Raw genomic sequence first — 15,513 nt, forward strand, 5'->3', positions numbered from 1 at the left:
CGCGTGGAGCAGCGGTGTTCCCCCACACGCTGGCGCTCGGGGGCGTGCACATATTCCAGGGCGCTCGTCGTGCCACGCGTTTCACGTTGAGAGGTGCGTCATTTCTCGGCTGAGGTGGGCGCTTGGGGGATGCGTAGCTCGAAGCATGCTCCGAGGGTCCGGGGGGTGAGAGTCAGGGTGCCCTGGTGGCGGTGGGCCAGGTCGCGGGCGATGGCGAGGCCCAGGCCGGTGCCGCCGTCGTCGCGGGAGCGGGCGTCGTCGAGCCGGACGAAGCGTTCGAAGATGCGCTCGGCGTCCTCGGCAGGCACGCCCGGTCCGTCGTCGTGCACCGTGAGGACGACCCAGGCGTCCTGGTTCCGGATGGTGATCTGGATGCGGTGTGCGGCGTGGCGGGCGGCGTTGTCGATGAGGTTGCGCAGCAGCCGCTCGTATTCGTCGGGGATTCCGTGTGCGTGTGCGGGGGCGGTGCTGTCGCAGGTGAGGGTCAACGGCCTTTCGGCGAGGGGGTATTGCTCGGTCAGCTGGGAGGCGAGGGCTGCCAGGTCGACAGGGTCAGGACCGGTTGTGGGGGTGCGGGTGTCGAGGCGGGCGAGAAGCAGCAGGTCTTCGGTGAGGGCCTGGAGGCGGCGGGTCTGCCGTGCGGCGGTGGTGGCCGCGGCGGGCCAGTCGGTGCGTTCCGGGTAGGCGAGCGCGACTTCCAGGCTGGCCAGCAGTGTGGTGAGGGGGCTGCGCAGTTCGTGGGCGGCGTCCGCGACGAACCGGCGTTGCTGGGCGGCGGCGTTGTCGAGGCGTTGGAGGGTCGTGTTGATGGTGGTGGCCAGAGCGGTGATCTCGTGTCCCGCGGCGGGGATGGTGACCCGTTCGCGGGGGTCGCTCGCGGTGACCGAGGCGGTGAGGACGCGGATGGCTTCGACCGGCCGCAGCGCGATGCGGACGGCGAAGTAGGTGACGGCGGCGATCAGTACGAGGCTGACGAGCCCGGCCCGCAGCAGTCGGCGGTCTGTGGCCTCGGTGATTGTCTCGGCGATATCCGCGCCTGCGTGCGGGAGCACCACGACATAGACCCGCAGCTGGGCGTCGGCGGTGACACCCAGAGCCGCGGCTCTGGCGCTGCTCAGTTCATCGGCCCTGACATCGTCGTACATGACCGGGTAGGTCCCACCGTCCTTGCCGAACCGGTCCCAGGGCTCGGAGTCGTGGCGCGCCGGTATGCGCATGGGAATGGTCGTATAGCCCCAGGCCGCCCCGTCATCCGGTGGCGCGGGCAACTCGGCCTTCGGCGGGGCGGGCAGCACATGGCGGGTGCCGGGATCGAGCTCCTCCATGCCTCCGCCGTACGCGACAGCGGCGCGGCGGCCGGTCGCGACGACCTCGTACGGCACGGGGCTTCGGCGAACGGGAACCACACCCTCCTCCAGCTGATCGACGAGAGCCAAGAGCTGTTCCTGCGCCTGCCCTTCGGCGATCTGCGTGCTCTCGCGGTAGACGTCGCGGTGTACCCACCAGCCGATGCCGACCAGGATGACGGCGGCGGTCGAAGCGGCGGCCAGGGCCGTGCGGGCCCGTACCGAGCCCGGCCACCAGCGGCGTCGCGGCCCGGTCGCGTTCACGGTCGGCCACCAGCGGCGTCGCGGCTCAGTCGCGTTCACGGTCGTCCACCAGTCGGTAGCCGGTACCCCGTACGGTCTGCAGGGACTGCCGGTCGAAGGCGGCGTCCACCTTCTTGCGGAGGGCGCTGACGCGCGCCTCCACCAGGTTGGGATCCAGGGCTTCGTCGGGCCACGCGTGATAGAGCAGATCCGATTTGGAGACCGCCTGGCCGGCCCGGCGGGCCAGCAGCTCCAGCACGGCGAACTCCCTGGGCGTGAGTTCCACCCGGGCCCCGGCCCGGCGGCAGACCCGGCCGGCGACATCCAGCGAGAGGTCGCCCACGGCAAGGACGGGCGGCGCGACCGTGGCGGCCCGTCTGACCAGGGCCCTCAGCCGTGCGACGAGCACCAAGTAGGAGAAGGGTTTGGCCAGGTAGTCATCGGCCCCCGTGTCCAGGGCCTCCGCCTGGTCCCAGTCCCCGTCCTTGGCGGTGAGCACCAGGATCGGCGTCGCGTTGCCCTCCCGGCGCAACTGGGCGCAGACCTTGTAGCCGTTGAGCCCGGGCAGCATCAAGTCCAGTACGACAAGGGCGTATTCACCGGTCCGGGCCATCCACAGTCCCTGCCGACCGTCGTGGGCCAGGTCGACGCTGTAGCCCTCGGCGGTCAGACCGGTGTGCAGGGTGTGGGCAAGGTCGACCTCGTCTTCGACCACCAGGATGCGCATGCGGTGCAGCCTTGCACAGCGCCGGCCCGCTTTCCTGATCGGCCGGTCAGGTTGGGTCAGCCTCCGGTCAACGAGGTCCCGGCACGCTGGCGGAGCTTCTTCGCCGCTGCTGAAAGGCCCTGTCGCCGATGTCTCTTGCTCAGCTCGAAATTATCAACGATACGAAAAGCGCTCCTCAGGGAATTTCCGAGCTCTCACGCCGAGAATTCCTCACCCCATTGCTCTTGCCCGTTCTGCTGTCCACCCTTCTCGGTCTATGGGGAATTCGCAGAGACGGAACCGTATGGCATGACGAGGCTGCGACTCTCGGATTGGCTTCCCGTAGCCTGCCGGATCTGTGGCAGACGCTGGGCAACATAGACGCCGTGCATGGAGCGTATTACCTTCTCATGCATGGGCTGTTTGGCCTGTTCGGGACCGACCTCCTGGTGCTGCGTCTTCCGTCTGTTCTTGCCGGTGCGCTGGCGGCGGCGGGAGTCACGGCGCTCGGGGCCCGATTGTCAGGGACACGAGTCGGCATACTGGCAGGCCTTTCCTTCGCCCTACTCCCTGCTGTTCAAAGGTATTCACAGGAGGGGCGCTCGTACTCGCTCGTCTGCGCACTCGTGGTCTGGGCGACATATTTTCTTGTGAGTGCGGTACTCGGCTGTCGAGCCCCGGTAATTGCTGGGCGTAGAAGTCCGATGGCGCCGTGGATCGCATACGGTGCTCTCATGCTGGCAGCGTGCATACTGCATCAGTTCGCCGCCCTCGCCCTGGTGGCACATGCCTTTGCCCTGCCAAATCATGTGCGGCGCCCGTGGGCATGCACCGCACTCCTGGTCGTGGCGGGATTCGCGCCCATTGCGGCTCTGGGAATAGCGCAGTCTGAGCAGGTAGCATGGATCAACGGTGTCACCGGTGGTCAATACCAGCGCTTCGCAATACAATTTTCTTTCGCAATGGTGCTGTCTTATTTCGCTTCATCGGGGAGCGCCGGCAAAGCTTCTCCTGAAGCGCCTTTCAGTCTACGGGCGATCGCCCTTCCTCTGTTCGTGCTGCCCACAGTACTTCTTGTGCTGATTTCTCTTTACAAGCCGTTCTATGTAGAGAGGTACGTGCTCTACAGCCTCGTCGGCCTGGCGCTCCTCCTGGGGGCCGTGCTGGACCGTGTGTCAGAACTAGGGCGCAATCTGCGAGCGACTGCAGTGATTGTTGTCGCTTTGGCGATCGCACTGCTCATACCCGAGTCCCTCAAGGTGCGGACACCGGAAAGTCGATCGGACAACGTCACCGACCTGGCAACAATCCTGTCCAGGGAATACACTCCTGGCGCCGGAATTCTCTACTTGTCCGTGAAGAGGCGCGCCTGGACACTGGCCTACCCTTCGCTGAGCAGAGGAATGTTCGACATTTCCCAGGAGCTCACTCCGGCTGCCTCGCACGGCCTTTACGGAACCGAACTTCCTTCCCCTGAGATTCGCGTGCGCATGCGCAGCAGTCCACGAATTCTCGTGGTAACTGAGCCCAAAGGTCATCGGGTCGAAAGTAACGGGACAGGACTGATGAAAGAGAGGGTTCTGGCCGAATGTTTCACCAAGATCCGCACCGTACAAATTAACGGAGCACGAGTCATTATTTACGAGCCCCGCACAACGGCCACTGAGGCTGAACTCGCGGTGCCGTAGCAGCTGACGGTCCGCCGACGTGGTCGCCGGCCGTGGAGAACAGACAGAACCTCAGGCGACGCGGTTCACAGAGCCGGTCCTTGCCGGACAGGGCGAGCATGGGCATCCAGGGCGACAGCCAAGAACGTGACAGCGTCGCTCACTTGGACGCCCTACAAGGGTCTCAGCACGCCCACGGGGTCGGCGGACGCGATCTCGGCAAACTCCTCAAAGTCCATGTTCGCGATCGACAGATTCGCGTGAACGCCGTGTACGGCGCCGGGAGCAGAACGGAACTCACGAGGAGGCCGAGTGTCAATGAGCTCCTGGTAGTACATCGGGTCCAAGTCCTCATCCTCGGCCCGGACGTCGCAGGTTAGAAGTGCACGGTCGGAGGACTGCATGGTCACACGGTCGGCCATGAAGACCACGCTGAGGCTCTCGTCCCGTCTCACGGCAGCGATGACCTCATCGGGCGTGGCCTCGGCCCAGACCGGGTCATCGATGAGGTGAACCTGCGCATGGAACTGCCCTCTCTCACCCCATGGCTGCGTCAGTTTCCTCACCAACGCCTGCCACGACGCACTGTCGCCGTAGTCGGTCCTGATGACCAAGGCGGCAAACTCATCTCGCCCAGCAATCTCATGCAGTACGCGCACGTCTTCCTCCCCAGCCCTCAGAGGCCTTCCGCCTACCCGGTCGATCGTCTTGAACAGTGGAGCACGGTTGCTTCTGGGATGATCCGTCGGCAGCCGGAGCATAAGGGCAGGGCCTCTTGCTACTGAACTTGAATGCGTGATGTCGGTGGTGCCGCGGAGCCCGCTAGGCGCTGGTCGTTCGGGATCAAGAGCGTGTCTACAACCAGTGACGCGCGGCGGCCAGCGTCACGTCGATGTCGTCGCTCCATGAACAGACTTCCATCCACGAGAGGTAGCCGCCCTGAGTGAAGACCAGGACCTCACCGGGGCACTCGCCGGCTTCGGTGACGAGCTGCGCTTCGGCCGCCACCACCGTGCCGGGGCCGGTGGGTGCAGGTTCCACCTTGCTGGTGTCGAGCTCGAAGTAGGCGGTGCCACACCCACATGTGCAGCGTGCTCGCATGCTGAGGTGCGGAACCTGCCTTTGGAGCGCGATATGAACCGGGGTGTCCCCGTGCAGGACTGCCGCAAGCATGTCGGCTACGTCTGCAGGCAGGCTCTCGTTCATCTCGTCACCGTAACTGACCGGCGACTTTGGACTCGGACGTGCAAGCCCCGTCGCCGATCGGGCAGCCAGCATGTTCACACTTCTAGGGCCCGTCTTCAAACGGATCTTGCCCAGAGCAGGAACGACGCCAGGCTGACCGCCGCTTCGTAGGAGGTGGCGGTCTTGTCATACCTGGTGGCGATGCCGCGGAAGTGCTTGAGGGTGTTGAAGCACCGCTCGACGGTGTTGCGTCGGCGGTAGATCTAGCGGTCGAAGCCGGGTGGCCGGCCACCATGGCGGCCGCAGTTGTGTCGGTGTCGTTGCTGGTTGGACTTCTCCGGGATGGTTTGGCCGATCCCGCGCTTGCGCAGGTATGCACGGAATCCGCGGGAGCTGTAGGCCTTGTCTGCGATCACGTGGTCGGGGCGGCAGCGCGGGCGGCCGAGGCCCAGGCGCGGAACTCGGATGCGTTCCAGTAACGGCTGTGCACAGATGCCGTCGTGGCGTTGGCCCGGAGTGATCAGGAGGGCCAGGGGTCTGCCGCGGCTGTCGCAGGCGAGGTGGATCTTGGTGGTCAGGCCTCCTCGGGATCGACCAAGGGCGTGATCGTCCGGTTCGTCGTGCCGGTACGTCCCCCTTTTCGGCCGGTGGCGGCGGCATGCTGGTGAGCGCGGACGATGGTGGAGTCGATCTGGACAAGCCAGTCGATGCCACCGGCCGCATCAGCCTGGGCCTGGATCTGCTGGAGGGCGTGGGTGAACACACCTGCCAACGCGTAGCGACGGAAACGGGTGCAGACCGTTTTCCAGGGCCCGTAGCATTCGGGCAGGTCACGCCATGTGATACCCGTGCGGATCTTGTAGACCATCCCGTTGATGACCTGCCGGTCGTCCATCCTCGGCCTGCCGGTCACGGCCTGGGGTATGAGCGGAGCGAGTAACTCCCACTCCTGATTGGTGAGTTCATGTCGACGCACTCCGCCATGATCCGCCAGCAGGCGATCTTTGAAGTTGGGGACGCAGGACCCGCACAATCGCGGTATGACCGACATCGTCGAAGCTGCCTGGCACAAGATCCTGGCCACCGCCGGCGAGTCCTCCCGGCCGGAGGGCGCGCCGCTCCTGGGACCGTTCACCGAGATGGTGCGGGTGGCGCATGCCGAGCCCCAACTGCGTCAGCTCTACCCGTGGACCGGTATGTGGGAGCTGCACTTCAGCAGGTGCACGGAGATCCGCCCCACCTGGGACATCCCCTACATCGGCACTCTGGGAGACGGCCGGTACTACGTCGAGGGGCCGAGCCGGAGCAGCCCGCGGATCGCCGAGACAGACAGCGCGCAGGCCGCCGTAGCGATGGTCATCGATCAACTGCCGCCACACTGCGGTCCGGCCTTCATCGGCAGCGCGGAGGAACTGGCCGCTCATGAGAGGGCGCGCGACAACAGGTAGGAGCATGTTCGTCGGCACGATAGAAGTCGCGGAGGGGGAGCGAAAGCCAGCCGCAATCAAGATCAGCAACGGACTTTGAAGACGGACCCTAGCACCAGACCGGTACCAGCGAGGCAGCCATTGATGACCTCCGGTCGGTACTGCAGCATCTTGAGCCTGCGCTTCACGGCGCGGGTGATCTGGCTGAGGTCGGCGGCGGCGAGGTTGCCGATGTCGCGCTTGACCAGCGACCAGATGCCTTCTTGCGGGTTCAGGTCGGGTGCGTAGGCGGGCAGCTGGAAGCCCCTGAGCCAGTCCGCGTTCGCTTCGATGAACGCCCGTAAGGACTTGGTCAGGTGGAGGCGGACGTTGTCCCAGACCAGGATGATCGGGCCGCCGAGCTGGATGCGGGCGCGGATCAGCAGGTCACGGAAGTCGCGCCAACCGAAGCCCTTGGGCTGGTCCTTGCGTCCGGTGTACTCCCGGACGGAGTAGAAAGGCCGGGACCGCTCGCCGGGCTTGTAGCAGGCCATGCCCACCATCGACACCCGGCCCGAGCCCCGGCCGGGCACGCGGGCCACCGGGGTGCAGCCCCAGCGGCACCAGCCCTGGCTCGCGGCGACGTCAGCGACTGACCGGCCTCGTCCTCGAAAACGATCCATCCGCCGCAGGCCGCCGCAATGCTCTTACCCGCGGCCAGACCTCCTTCTTCCACAGATCCACCGCCTCGTCGTCACGCTCGATCGCATGGCGGGCCGGTTGCTGCCACGACCAGCCGTGCCGCTTCAGCAACCGCCATGTCCCCTCGACTGTGGAGCTCACATGGAACAGCCGGCCGACCAGCGTCTTCACACGGGCCAGTGCCCACCGCTGATCAACCCAGCCGTGAACCAGGAGGCCGCGCTCCAACTCCCGCTCCAGCTTGGCGACCTGCTTTTCACTGAGCCTCGGCCGCCCGGGGACCCCTTCGACAGGACTCCAGCCTCCCCGCGCTCGCGCCAATGGAGGCGCCACCGTTCCACCGACCGCTCGCCGACTCGCAACGCGGCAGCGATCTCCCGGTTCTTTTCCCCACGCTTGTAGCCTTCCACCGCTTGAAGCCGGATCCGCTCCCGCTCGGCCCTCCCAGCGTCGGTCAACCGGCCGCCTTGCGCGCATCTCACGGTCCAGAGCTACCCGAGCTGAGCGGCCACCGTCAGGCGAACGGTGCCGACATCACCCAATCAAGTTCAGTAGTTCAGGTGAGGTATCCGGCGGGGCCGTCCAGCTCTGTAGCGGTGCGGCCCGATCGCGTGCTTGTCCTCCGCCTAGCCCTTCGGCTCGTGAGGACTGTGGAAACGCGCCCAACGATCCGCGTATGTACTGCGCAACATGTGCGCGAGGGACGGCCCTTCTTGACGGCCTTGGGGAACTTCGCCCCGTGGAGGCGGGTTCAAGTCCTTCTGGGTACGGGCCTGTTCCGGGTGATTGCGGGGCTCGGACGGTCGGACCCATACTGTGGCTGGCCGTACGGGGGGCTGGGGGAGGCCGGCGAGTTGAGTGGGAGACGTGCGCCTACCGCAGTGCGTGGTACCGCGCACCACGGTCTGGTGCTGGGTGCCGCCGGCCTTGCGGTGCTGCTCGCTGCGACTGTTCTGGCCGCGCTCGCGGCGCTCACCGAGAAGGCAGTCGAGGGCGGGATCCAGCGACGGCTGGCCCGTGACCCGGCGGCGGTGGTCGAGGTCTCCGGTGCCTACCGGTCGCGTGGTGCGGGGGAGGTTGACGGCCTGGTACGCGCTGCCGTCGACCGTGCCTTCGGTGGCGTACCGCATCACACGTGGTCCGCGTTACGGGTCCCGGCCAGCCGGTCCGCCGCACTCAGTGTGACCGAGGCGGACGGCCGCCGGCGGGATGACGCTGTCGTCACGCTCGTGGCCCTCCAAGAGCCGCAGCGGCATGCCGAGTTGGTGGCGGGGCGCTGGCCGCAGGCGCACGCCGGTGGCGGGATGGTCGAGATCGCGGTGAGTGAGGTGTTTGCCGCGGAGCTCGCGGTGCGGCCCGGCGACGAACTGCGGGTGCAGCCCGACAGCGGGCCACAGGTCCGGATGCGGGTGGCGGGTTTGTACCGGATGGGCGGCCGCAGCCCGGCCGTCTGGGCGAGCCTGAGTCCGACCTTCAGGGCGCCCGAGTCGATGGCGCTGGTGCCGCCTGAGGCACTGACGGCGGTGCCGGATCTGGCCGGGGACGCCGATGCCTTGTGGCTGGGTGTGCCGGACACCGGCGGCCTTGGGCTCGGTGACATCGGGCCGTTGCAGCGGCGTGCCGACGCGTTCGGCGGCAGTGACGTTTCGCTGTCCGTGTTCCGCGGTGCTCCGCCCCCGGCCGGGGCGGCGACGGAGCTCGACGTCAGGTCCACGCTCGACAACGCACTCGACGACCTGACGACCCCGATCGCGGTGGCGCGCGCCGGCCTCTACATTCCGGCGACACTCCTTGCTGCCCTGGCCGCTGCCGCCCTCGTGCTCACTGCGCGTCAGCTCGCCGAGCACCGTCGCGCCGAGCTCGCGTTGCTGGCCGCGCGCGGTGCCGGAACGGCGCGGCTGGCGGCGGCGACGGCGGGGCAATGGGCGGTGGTTGCGGTGCCGGCGGGAGTGGCCGCGCCGTTCCTCGCCGGCTCGCTGCTGCGCCTGCTGGACGGGGCGGGTCTGATTCCCGGCGTGGTGCCGGAGACGGCGACTTTGACGGCGGGCTGGGTGGCTGCGCTGCTGGCTGTGGTGGTGCACGGTACGGCGCTGCTGTGGCCGACGGTGCGAACCGTGCGGGACCGTCAGGCGGTGCACAGGCTCCGGCTGCGCCTGGGCCGGTTCGCGGGGGTGCAGCGGCTGGGTGCGGATGTGGCGCTGGCCGCTGTTGCGGTGCTGGGCTGGCTGCAGTTGCGGCAGTACAGGTCGCCGGTCACCAGTGGGGGCGTCGACCCGGTGCTCGTGCTTGCGCCGGTGGCGATGACGTGTGCGGCGGCGTTACTCGTGCTGCGGGCGCTGCCACTGGCCGCGCGGATCGCCGATCCTCTTGCGCGGCGCGGCACCGGACTAGTGTTGCCACTGGGCGGCTGGCAGATCGCACGGCGCGCTGCGCGGCATGCCGGTCCCGCGCTGCTGGTGACACTCGCCCTGGCCGTTGCCGCGCTCAGCAGCACCGCACTGGCCATCCTGGACCGCGGCGACCACGACCAGGCGGTGTTCAGGGTCGGCGCCGACCTGCGGATCGTCCCCGGCGAGCGGCTCGCGACCGCCGAGCGGCGCTCCGCGTACGCCGCGCTGCCCGGCGCCGGGGCGGTGACTCCGGTGGTCGACGCGAACGGTTACCTCGGCCAGAGCTGGGTCACCGTCACCGGCATCAACACCGCACGCGGCCCCGCTCCCGCCCTGCGCCCCGACCTCGCCGAGCGGCCGGTGTCCGAGCTGGTCGCACCGCTCGGCCGGAACATTCCCGCCCACGGGCTGCCGCTGAGCGGCGCGGCGGATGAACTCCCGCTGCGCGTACGGCTGTCCGCCGACGGGCCCGGCACCCCGGTGCCCGTCACGCTCACCGTCCACTTCGTGGACGCCGACGGGCTCACCCGCGCGAGCGAGACGGTCCTCAAGGACACCGGCGGCACGGTCCGCACCGTACGTCTGAAGCTTCCGGTCGCCGCTGAGGGTGCACGCATTGTCCAGCTCGGTGTGAGCATGACCGGCGAGAGAGTGCGGCGCACCTACCGCCTGGCCGTCGACCGCGTACCCGGCCTGGCCCGGCCCGCTGCCTGGCACGACCTGCGCAGCGACGCCCCGGACCGGAAGATCGCCGGATGCCCCGATGCCAAGGCGCGCCGGCAGCCGGGCAGTGCGCCGGGGCCGGTGCTGTGTTCGGACCGGCCGGCGCCCGGCACGCTCCTGGACGCGGTGCTGCGCGGGCCGGACACCACCCTCAAGTACCCGACCTGGAGCGTGCGGTTGGGCACCGACCGGGCCAAGGGGCGTCCACCGGTGCCGGCGCTGGCCGACCGGATGCTGCTGTCCTCGGGTGTGGCCCGGGTGGGGGACACGGTCACGGTGCAGCGCGCCGGTGGCGGCACCGCCCGCATCAAAATAGTCGGGCAGATCGGTGCGGTGCCGGGCGCGGAGCGGGACCGGCCGCGGCTGCTGGCCGATTCCCGGGCGCTGGCCGCCCAGTTCGTGCTCGGCGGGACCCTGCCCGCCGCCGAGTCCGCCTGGTGGGTGGCCGCCGATGGCGGGAACGCGGCGGCCGCGCTGGACGCGGTGCGTGCCGATCCCCGCCTGGGCGCGGCCGTCGACGTGCCGCGGATGCGGGCACAACTGGCCGCCGACCCACTGCGGCAGGGGGCACGCGGGGCACTCACCCTGTGCCTCGTCCTGGCGCCCGCGTTCGCCGTCGTCGGCTTCACCCTGCATACGGCGCTGTCGGTGCGGGCCAGGACACGGGAGTTCGCGTTGCTGCGGGCTTTGGGTGTGAGGCGCGGGCAGCTGGCGGCGTATCTGTGGACGGAGCAGCTGGTGCTGGCCGCGGTGGCGGCGGTGCTGGGCACCCTGCTGGGTACCGTGCTGGCCGCGCTGGTCATGCCGGTGGTGACGGTCGACGACACCGGCAGGCCGCTCTACCCGGGCCTGCTCACCGACGTGCCCTGGGCCCGCGTGGCACTGACGGCGGGTGCGACGACGCTGGTGATCTGCGCGGTCGTGACGGTCGCCGCCCGCTTCTTGGGGCGCGTCGATCTGGCGCGGGTGCTGCGCGCGGGGGAGGACCGGTGAAGGTGAAGCGCCCGGTACGGCCGCTGCGCTGGGCTGCGGTGCGTGAGGTGCGCGCCTTGGTACCGCTGCTGGTCTGCCTTGCCGTGCTGGTGGCGCTGCTCACCGCGGTCGCCGCCGCGGGCCCCGGGCTCCTGGACCGGCTCGCCGGGCGGGCACTGGCCTCCCGGCTGGAGCAGGAACAGCGCGCGGGGCCCGGCATCCTGTTCAGCGCCCGGTTCGAGCCGGCGGACAGCGCGGACTCCGCCGCCTGGGCCAGTGACCTCGCCGAGGACCTGCTCCCGGTCACCGACGTGATCGCCAACGCCGCCCCCGACGCCCTGAACGGCGGCCTCAAACACGACTCGACCCGGGTGGAGCTGCCGACCCTGGACACCGTGACGACTGCGGGGCAGGTGGGTCTGGGCCTGGTGTATGCCTCCGACGCGCCGGGCCGCGGGGCCTACGCCGAGGGACGGCCGCCCGCCCGCAGCAGTGAGGGTAGTAAGGGCGTCGAGATTGCCGTGTCCACCCGGACCCGTGATGCGCTGAAGCTGCGGCTGGGGCAGAAACTCCCGCTCAGCCCAGGCGCGTTGGACAAGGTTCAGGCGACCGCCGTGGTCGTCGGGTTCTTCACGGCGGACGACACCGACGCGAAGGGCGGCGACGCGGACAGTACCGGCACCAAGGGCACCGGTACCAAGGGCGCCGACGCGGAGGACGGCCACGCGAAGGGCGCCGGCGCCGATGCGAAGGAGGCAGGCGGGGCGGCGGGCGGGGACCGGTTGTGGCGTGAACTGCCGTTGCTGGCAGGCCCGTCACGGCTTCCCCCGGACACCGCCGCCGCACTGGACTGGGAGGCCCGCGCGTTGGTGGCGCCCCGAACCGTCACCACCCTGCAGGCACAGGCCGGCGCGGTGCTCACGGTCACCTGGGGGATGCGCCTGGACCTTGATACGCAGACCGCCGCACGGTTCGCGGGGGAGCAGGGTCAGGGAGAGCTGCAGCGGCTGCTGGTGCGTTACCCGGACGACGCGCGGTCCGTGTTCTGCGGTGACATCGCCGACTACGGCGGCATGTACTGCGAGATCGGCCCGCACCCCGCCTCCACCCTGCAGGACAGTACGCAGCTGTCCGAGGTGCTCACCGACTTCGGCCGGCAGTGGCGCCAGGGCCGCGTCGTGATCTCCTTCGCGCTGGCATCCCTGCTCGTCGTCGGCCTGCTCGCCGCCGCCGTGACCGCCCTGCTCGCGGTGCGCCGCAGCCTGGACGCGCACCGGCTGCAGCGCGCCCGCGGCGCCTCCGCAATGGGCCTGGCGCTGACGAGGGCGGTCCATACAGCGCCGGCCGTGCTGCTCGGGCTCGCGGCAGGCATCGCCGCCGCCCGCCAACTCCCGGGCCCCGCGCCCGCGTACCGGCACGCGCTGCTGGTGGCCGTACTCATCTGGCTGCTGCTCCCTGCCCTCACCTGGCATGCCCTGCGCGACCGCGGCGCGCGCACCGGTCACGGCCCGGGCCCGTTCGCGGCGGGCCGCCGTCTCACCGTCGAGGTGGTGGTCCTGCTCCTGGCCGCGGCCGGTGTCCTCGCACTGCGGAGCCGGGGCACGGCCACCGACGCCGGAGGGCCGGACCCGCTGCTGGCCGCGGTGCCCGCACTGCTGGGACTGGCCACCGTCGCCGTGCTGGTGCGCTGTTACCCGCTGCCGGTACGAGTCCTGGCGCGCTTGTCGGCCCGGCGGCGCGGCGTGGTGGCCCTGATCGCGCTGTCCCGGGCCGCGAAGGAAGCACCCGCCCGGGCCCTTGCCCTGCTGGTCCTGGTGGTGACCTTGGCCGGAGCGGTGTTCGGCGGCCTGGTGGCCGGAACACTGGCCGAGGGGCGCCGTGAGGCCGCCGCATGGCAGGTCGGCGCGGACGCCTCCTACCTCGGCGCACACCGCAGTCCGGCCATCGCCGAGCGGCTGGCCCAGGTGCGCGGGGTGCGCGAGACCGTCCGTGTCCGGCAGCTGCGGGTGGACCCGACGAGCGCGACCAGCGGCAGCCGGTACGGCATCGCGAGCCTGGTCGGCATCGACGGCGCACGCCTGCGGGCGGCAGCGCCCGGTTCGCCCGCGGCACGCGCACTGGACACCGCCGGTCTCACCGGCCCGCGGCCCGGCACCGACATTCGGGTGCTGGCCACCGGGGCCCGCGCCGGCGACCGGCTCACCCTCACCTCGCACGGCAGAACACTGCGCCTGTACGTCGTCGGCCCGCTCCCCGACGACGTACTCAAGGACGCGGCGCTCGGGCCGGTCCGCGGTACGACACCGCTCAGGCAACGGATGCTGCTGGCCGACAACGGGGACCTGACGGCGATCGGTGCAAGCGACTTCGAGGGATCCGCACTGCTGCTGTACGGCCCGCGTCTGGACGTACAGACGCTGCGGTCCCTGGTGCCGCGCGCCACCCACGACATGGGCGCCGGGCAACTGCGCATCCGCTCCGAGGAACAGGCCGACGCCGAAGCCGACGGCATGATCAGAGTCCTGCGGGCCGCACACACCACATGCACCGCACTCGCCGTGCTCCTGGCCCTGCTGGCGCTGGTCCTGGAACTGCTGCTGTCCGCCGAGGCGCGCGGCCGCACCACCGCCTACCTGCGCACCCTGGGCCTGGGCGGCCGGGCCACTGCCGGACTGCACCTGCTGCAACTGATGCCGATGGTTCTGGCGGCGGTGGCGGGCGGCACCGCCCTGGGCCTGACCCTGCCCGCACTGCTGGGCCCCGCCCTGGACCTGCGGGAGTTCACGGGCGGACCCGCCGCCCCCACCCCGCACCCCGACCTGTTGCTGACCGCTGCTCTGGGCACAGGCCTGGGCGTGCTGGTAGTGGCGGCCGTGGGTGTGGAGACCTGGATCGGACGGCGCCGCGGACTCGGCGCGGTCCTGCGACTGGGGAGAAACGGTGACTGACCCTCACGCCGACGACCTGCGCCACCTGGAAGAGAAAGCCCGCGTCGCCCAGCGCCCGCACACCGACGACGGACTCGTCGTGTGCGACAACCTGGTCCGCGTCTACCGAACCGACGAGGTCGAGGTCCAAGCCCTCCAAGGCCTGGACCTGGTCGTCGAGGAGGGCGAGTGCACGGCGCTCGTCGGCGCCTCAGGGTCCGGCAAGTCGACCCTGCTGTCCATCCTCTCCGGACTCGACCTGCCCACCGCGGGCCGCGCGAGGGTCGCCGGACACGACCTGCTCGCCCTCGGCCGCCGCGAGCGCCTCGGCTACCGCCGCCGCACCGTGGGCTTCGTATGGCAGCAGACCGGACGCAACCTGCTGCCCTACCTGACCGCCCTGGAGAACGTGGCACTGCCCATGAAGTACGTACGTGTGCCGCGCCGCCGGCGTGCCGCACGTGCCGCCGAACTCCTCGACGTCCTCGGCGTCGCCCACTGCCGCGACCGGCGGCCGGCCGAGCTCTCCGGCGGCGAACAGCAGCGCGTGGCCGTCGCGGTCGCCACTGCCAACACCCCGCGGGTGGTGCTCGCCGACGAACCCACCGGCGAACTGGACACCGCCAGCGCCGAGGAGGTGTTCGCCGCGCTGCGCCGCGCGAACGAGGAACTCGGCGCCACCGTCCTGGTCGTCACCCACGACCCCCTGGTCTCCGGACAGGTCCGCCGCACGGTCCGCATCCGCGACGGCCGCACCTCCACGGAGACCCTGCGCGGGCCCGGCGGCGGGGGCGCCGAGGAGTACACGGTCCTGGACCGCGCGGGCCGCCTCCAACTGCCCCGCGACTACGTGGACCGCTACGGTTTGAGCGGCCGGGTCCGCCTGACCGGGGAACCGGACCATGTGGGGGTGTGGCCCGACCGAACCGAAGGCCCGCCTGGCCCCGGTCCGAATCCCTCGACCTGACCGAGGGGTTGGCTGGCTGGAACGCCCCGACTGCCAGGCGGCGTTGTCGGCAGGCGCGGCGGCTCAGATGTCAGGCTGGAGCGCAGTGTTTCGGGTGCCCCGGCTAAGGCGCGAGACGCGGTGCAGAGCAGGAGGCAGAGCGGATAAGGCGCATCGGTGGGGAATCCACCTTCCAGAGCCCGCGGCTGAGCAGTACCCCGGCCTTGTCCCGCGTTTGCTTCTCGTTCGAAGCAGCCCCGAAGCGGATTTAGTCGAGGGCCTGGCCCACCTGGTGGAGCC

General features: G+C 69.9%; 9 protein-coding genes and 2 pseudogenes. 5 read left to right on the plus strand and 6 right to left on the minus strand.

The features are described 5' to 3' along the window. Window positions 1–98: 98 nt before the first annotated feature. Window positions 99–1,610 (minus strand): sensor histidine kinase, encoded by a 1,512-nt coding sequence (locus JEQ17_RS47105; RefSeq protein ID WP_200402088.1) that lies wholly within the window; start codon window positions 1,608–1,610, stop codon window positions 99–101. Between the two features lie 25 nt (window positions 1,611–1,635). Beyond that, window positions 1,636–2,316, minus strand: a complete 681-nt coding sequence (locus JEQ17_RS47110; RefSeq protein WP_200401083.1) for a response regulator transcription factor — start codon at window positions 2,314–2,316, stop codon at window positions 1,636–1,638. Between the two features lie 128 nt (window positions 2,317–2,444). Here JEQ17_RS47110 and JEQ17_RS47115 point away from each other — a divergent pair, with 128 nt between their 5' ends. Continuing rightward, window positions 2,445–3,983 carry a glycosyltransferase family 39 protein gene (locus JEQ17_RS47115; protein ID WP_200401084.1) on the plus strand — a complete coding sequence of 513 codons (1,539 nt, stop codon included), beginning with the start codon at window positions 2,445–2,447 and terminating at the stop codon, window positions 3,981–3,983. Between the two features lie 152 nt (window positions 3,984–4,135). Here the strand turns inward: JEQ17_RS47115 and JEQ17_RS47120 are convergent, their stop codons facing one another. The 3 genes and pseudogenes from JEQ17_RS47120 to JEQ17_RS47130 all read right to left on the minus strand — a co-directional run bounded on the left by JEQ17_RS47120 (window position 4,136) and on the right by JEQ17_RS47130 (window position 6,123). Then, window positions 4,136–4,723, minus strand: coding sequence for a DUF6924 domain-containing protein (locus JEQ17_RS47120; RefSeq protein WP_234048648.1), 588 nt, complete (start codon window positions 4,721–4,723; stop codon window positions 4,136–4,138). Window positions 4,724–4,817: 94 nt separating this feature from the next. After that, window positions 4,818–5,168, minus strand: coding sequence for a hypothetical protein (locus tag JEQ17_RS47125; protein ID WP_200401085.1), 351 nt, complete (start codon window positions 5,166–5,168; stop codon window positions 4,818–4,820). A 95-nt stretch (window positions 5,169–5,263) separates the two neighbouring features. Beyond that, window positions 5,264–6,123: pseudogene (locus JEQ17_RS47130) on the minus strand (IS5 family transposase). Between the two features lie 64 nt (window positions 6,124–6,187). On the opposite strand from JEQ17_RS47130, the gene JEQ17_RS47135 reads away from it, so the two are divergent. Continuing rightward, entirely contained in the window at window positions 6,188–6,595 is a 408-nt protein-coding gene (locus tag JEQ17_RS47135) for a DUF6193 family natural product biosynthesis protein (protein ID WP_234048649.1), read from the plus strand. A gap of 62 nt (window positions 6,596–6,657) precedes the next feature. Here JEQ17_RS47135 and JEQ17_RS51060 read toward each other — a convergent pair. After that, window positions 6,658–7,737, minus strand: a pseudogene (locus JEQ17_RS51060) (IS630 family transposase). A 399-nt stretch (window positions 7,738–8,136) separates the two neighbouring features. Here JEQ17_RS51060 and JEQ17_RS47150 point away from each other — a divergent pair. The 3 genes from JEQ17_RS47150 to JEQ17_RS47160 are packed head-to-tail and all read left to right on the plus strand — an operon-like array spanning window position 8,137 to window position 15,234. After that, the gene (locus JEQ17_RS47150; protein WP_200401086.1) at window positions 8,137–11,361 is read left to right on the plus strand and encodes an ABC transporter permease; all 3,225 of its coding nucleotides are present in this window, start codon (window positions 8,137–8,139) and stop codon (window positions 11,359–11,361) included. Next, window positions 11,358–14,288 carry a hypothetical protein gene (locus JEQ17_RS47155; RefSeq protein WP_200401087.1) on the plus strand — a complete coding sequence of 977 codons (2,931 nt, stop codon included), beginning with the start codon at window positions 11,358–11,360 and terminating at the stop codon, window positions 14,286–14,288. The genes JEQ17_RS47150 and JEQ17_RS47155 overlap by 4 nt, the downstream gene beginning before the upstream one ends. Then, complete coding sequence (locus tag JEQ17_RS47160) at window positions 14,281–15,234, plus strand: ABC transporter ATP-binding protein (protein ID WP_200401088.1); 954 nt, start codon at window positions 14,281–14,283, stop codon at window positions 15,232–15,234. Before JEQ17_RS47155 ends, JEQ17_RS47160 begins: the two co-directional genes overlap by 8 nt. The last annotated feature ends 279 nt before the right edge of the window (window positions 15,235–15,513 follow it).

It is taken from the genome of Streptomyces liliifuscus, assembly GCF_016598615.1.
Lineage (GTDB): Bacteria > Actinomycetota > Actinomycetes > Streptomycetales > Streptomycetaceae > Streptomyces > Streptomyces liliifuscus.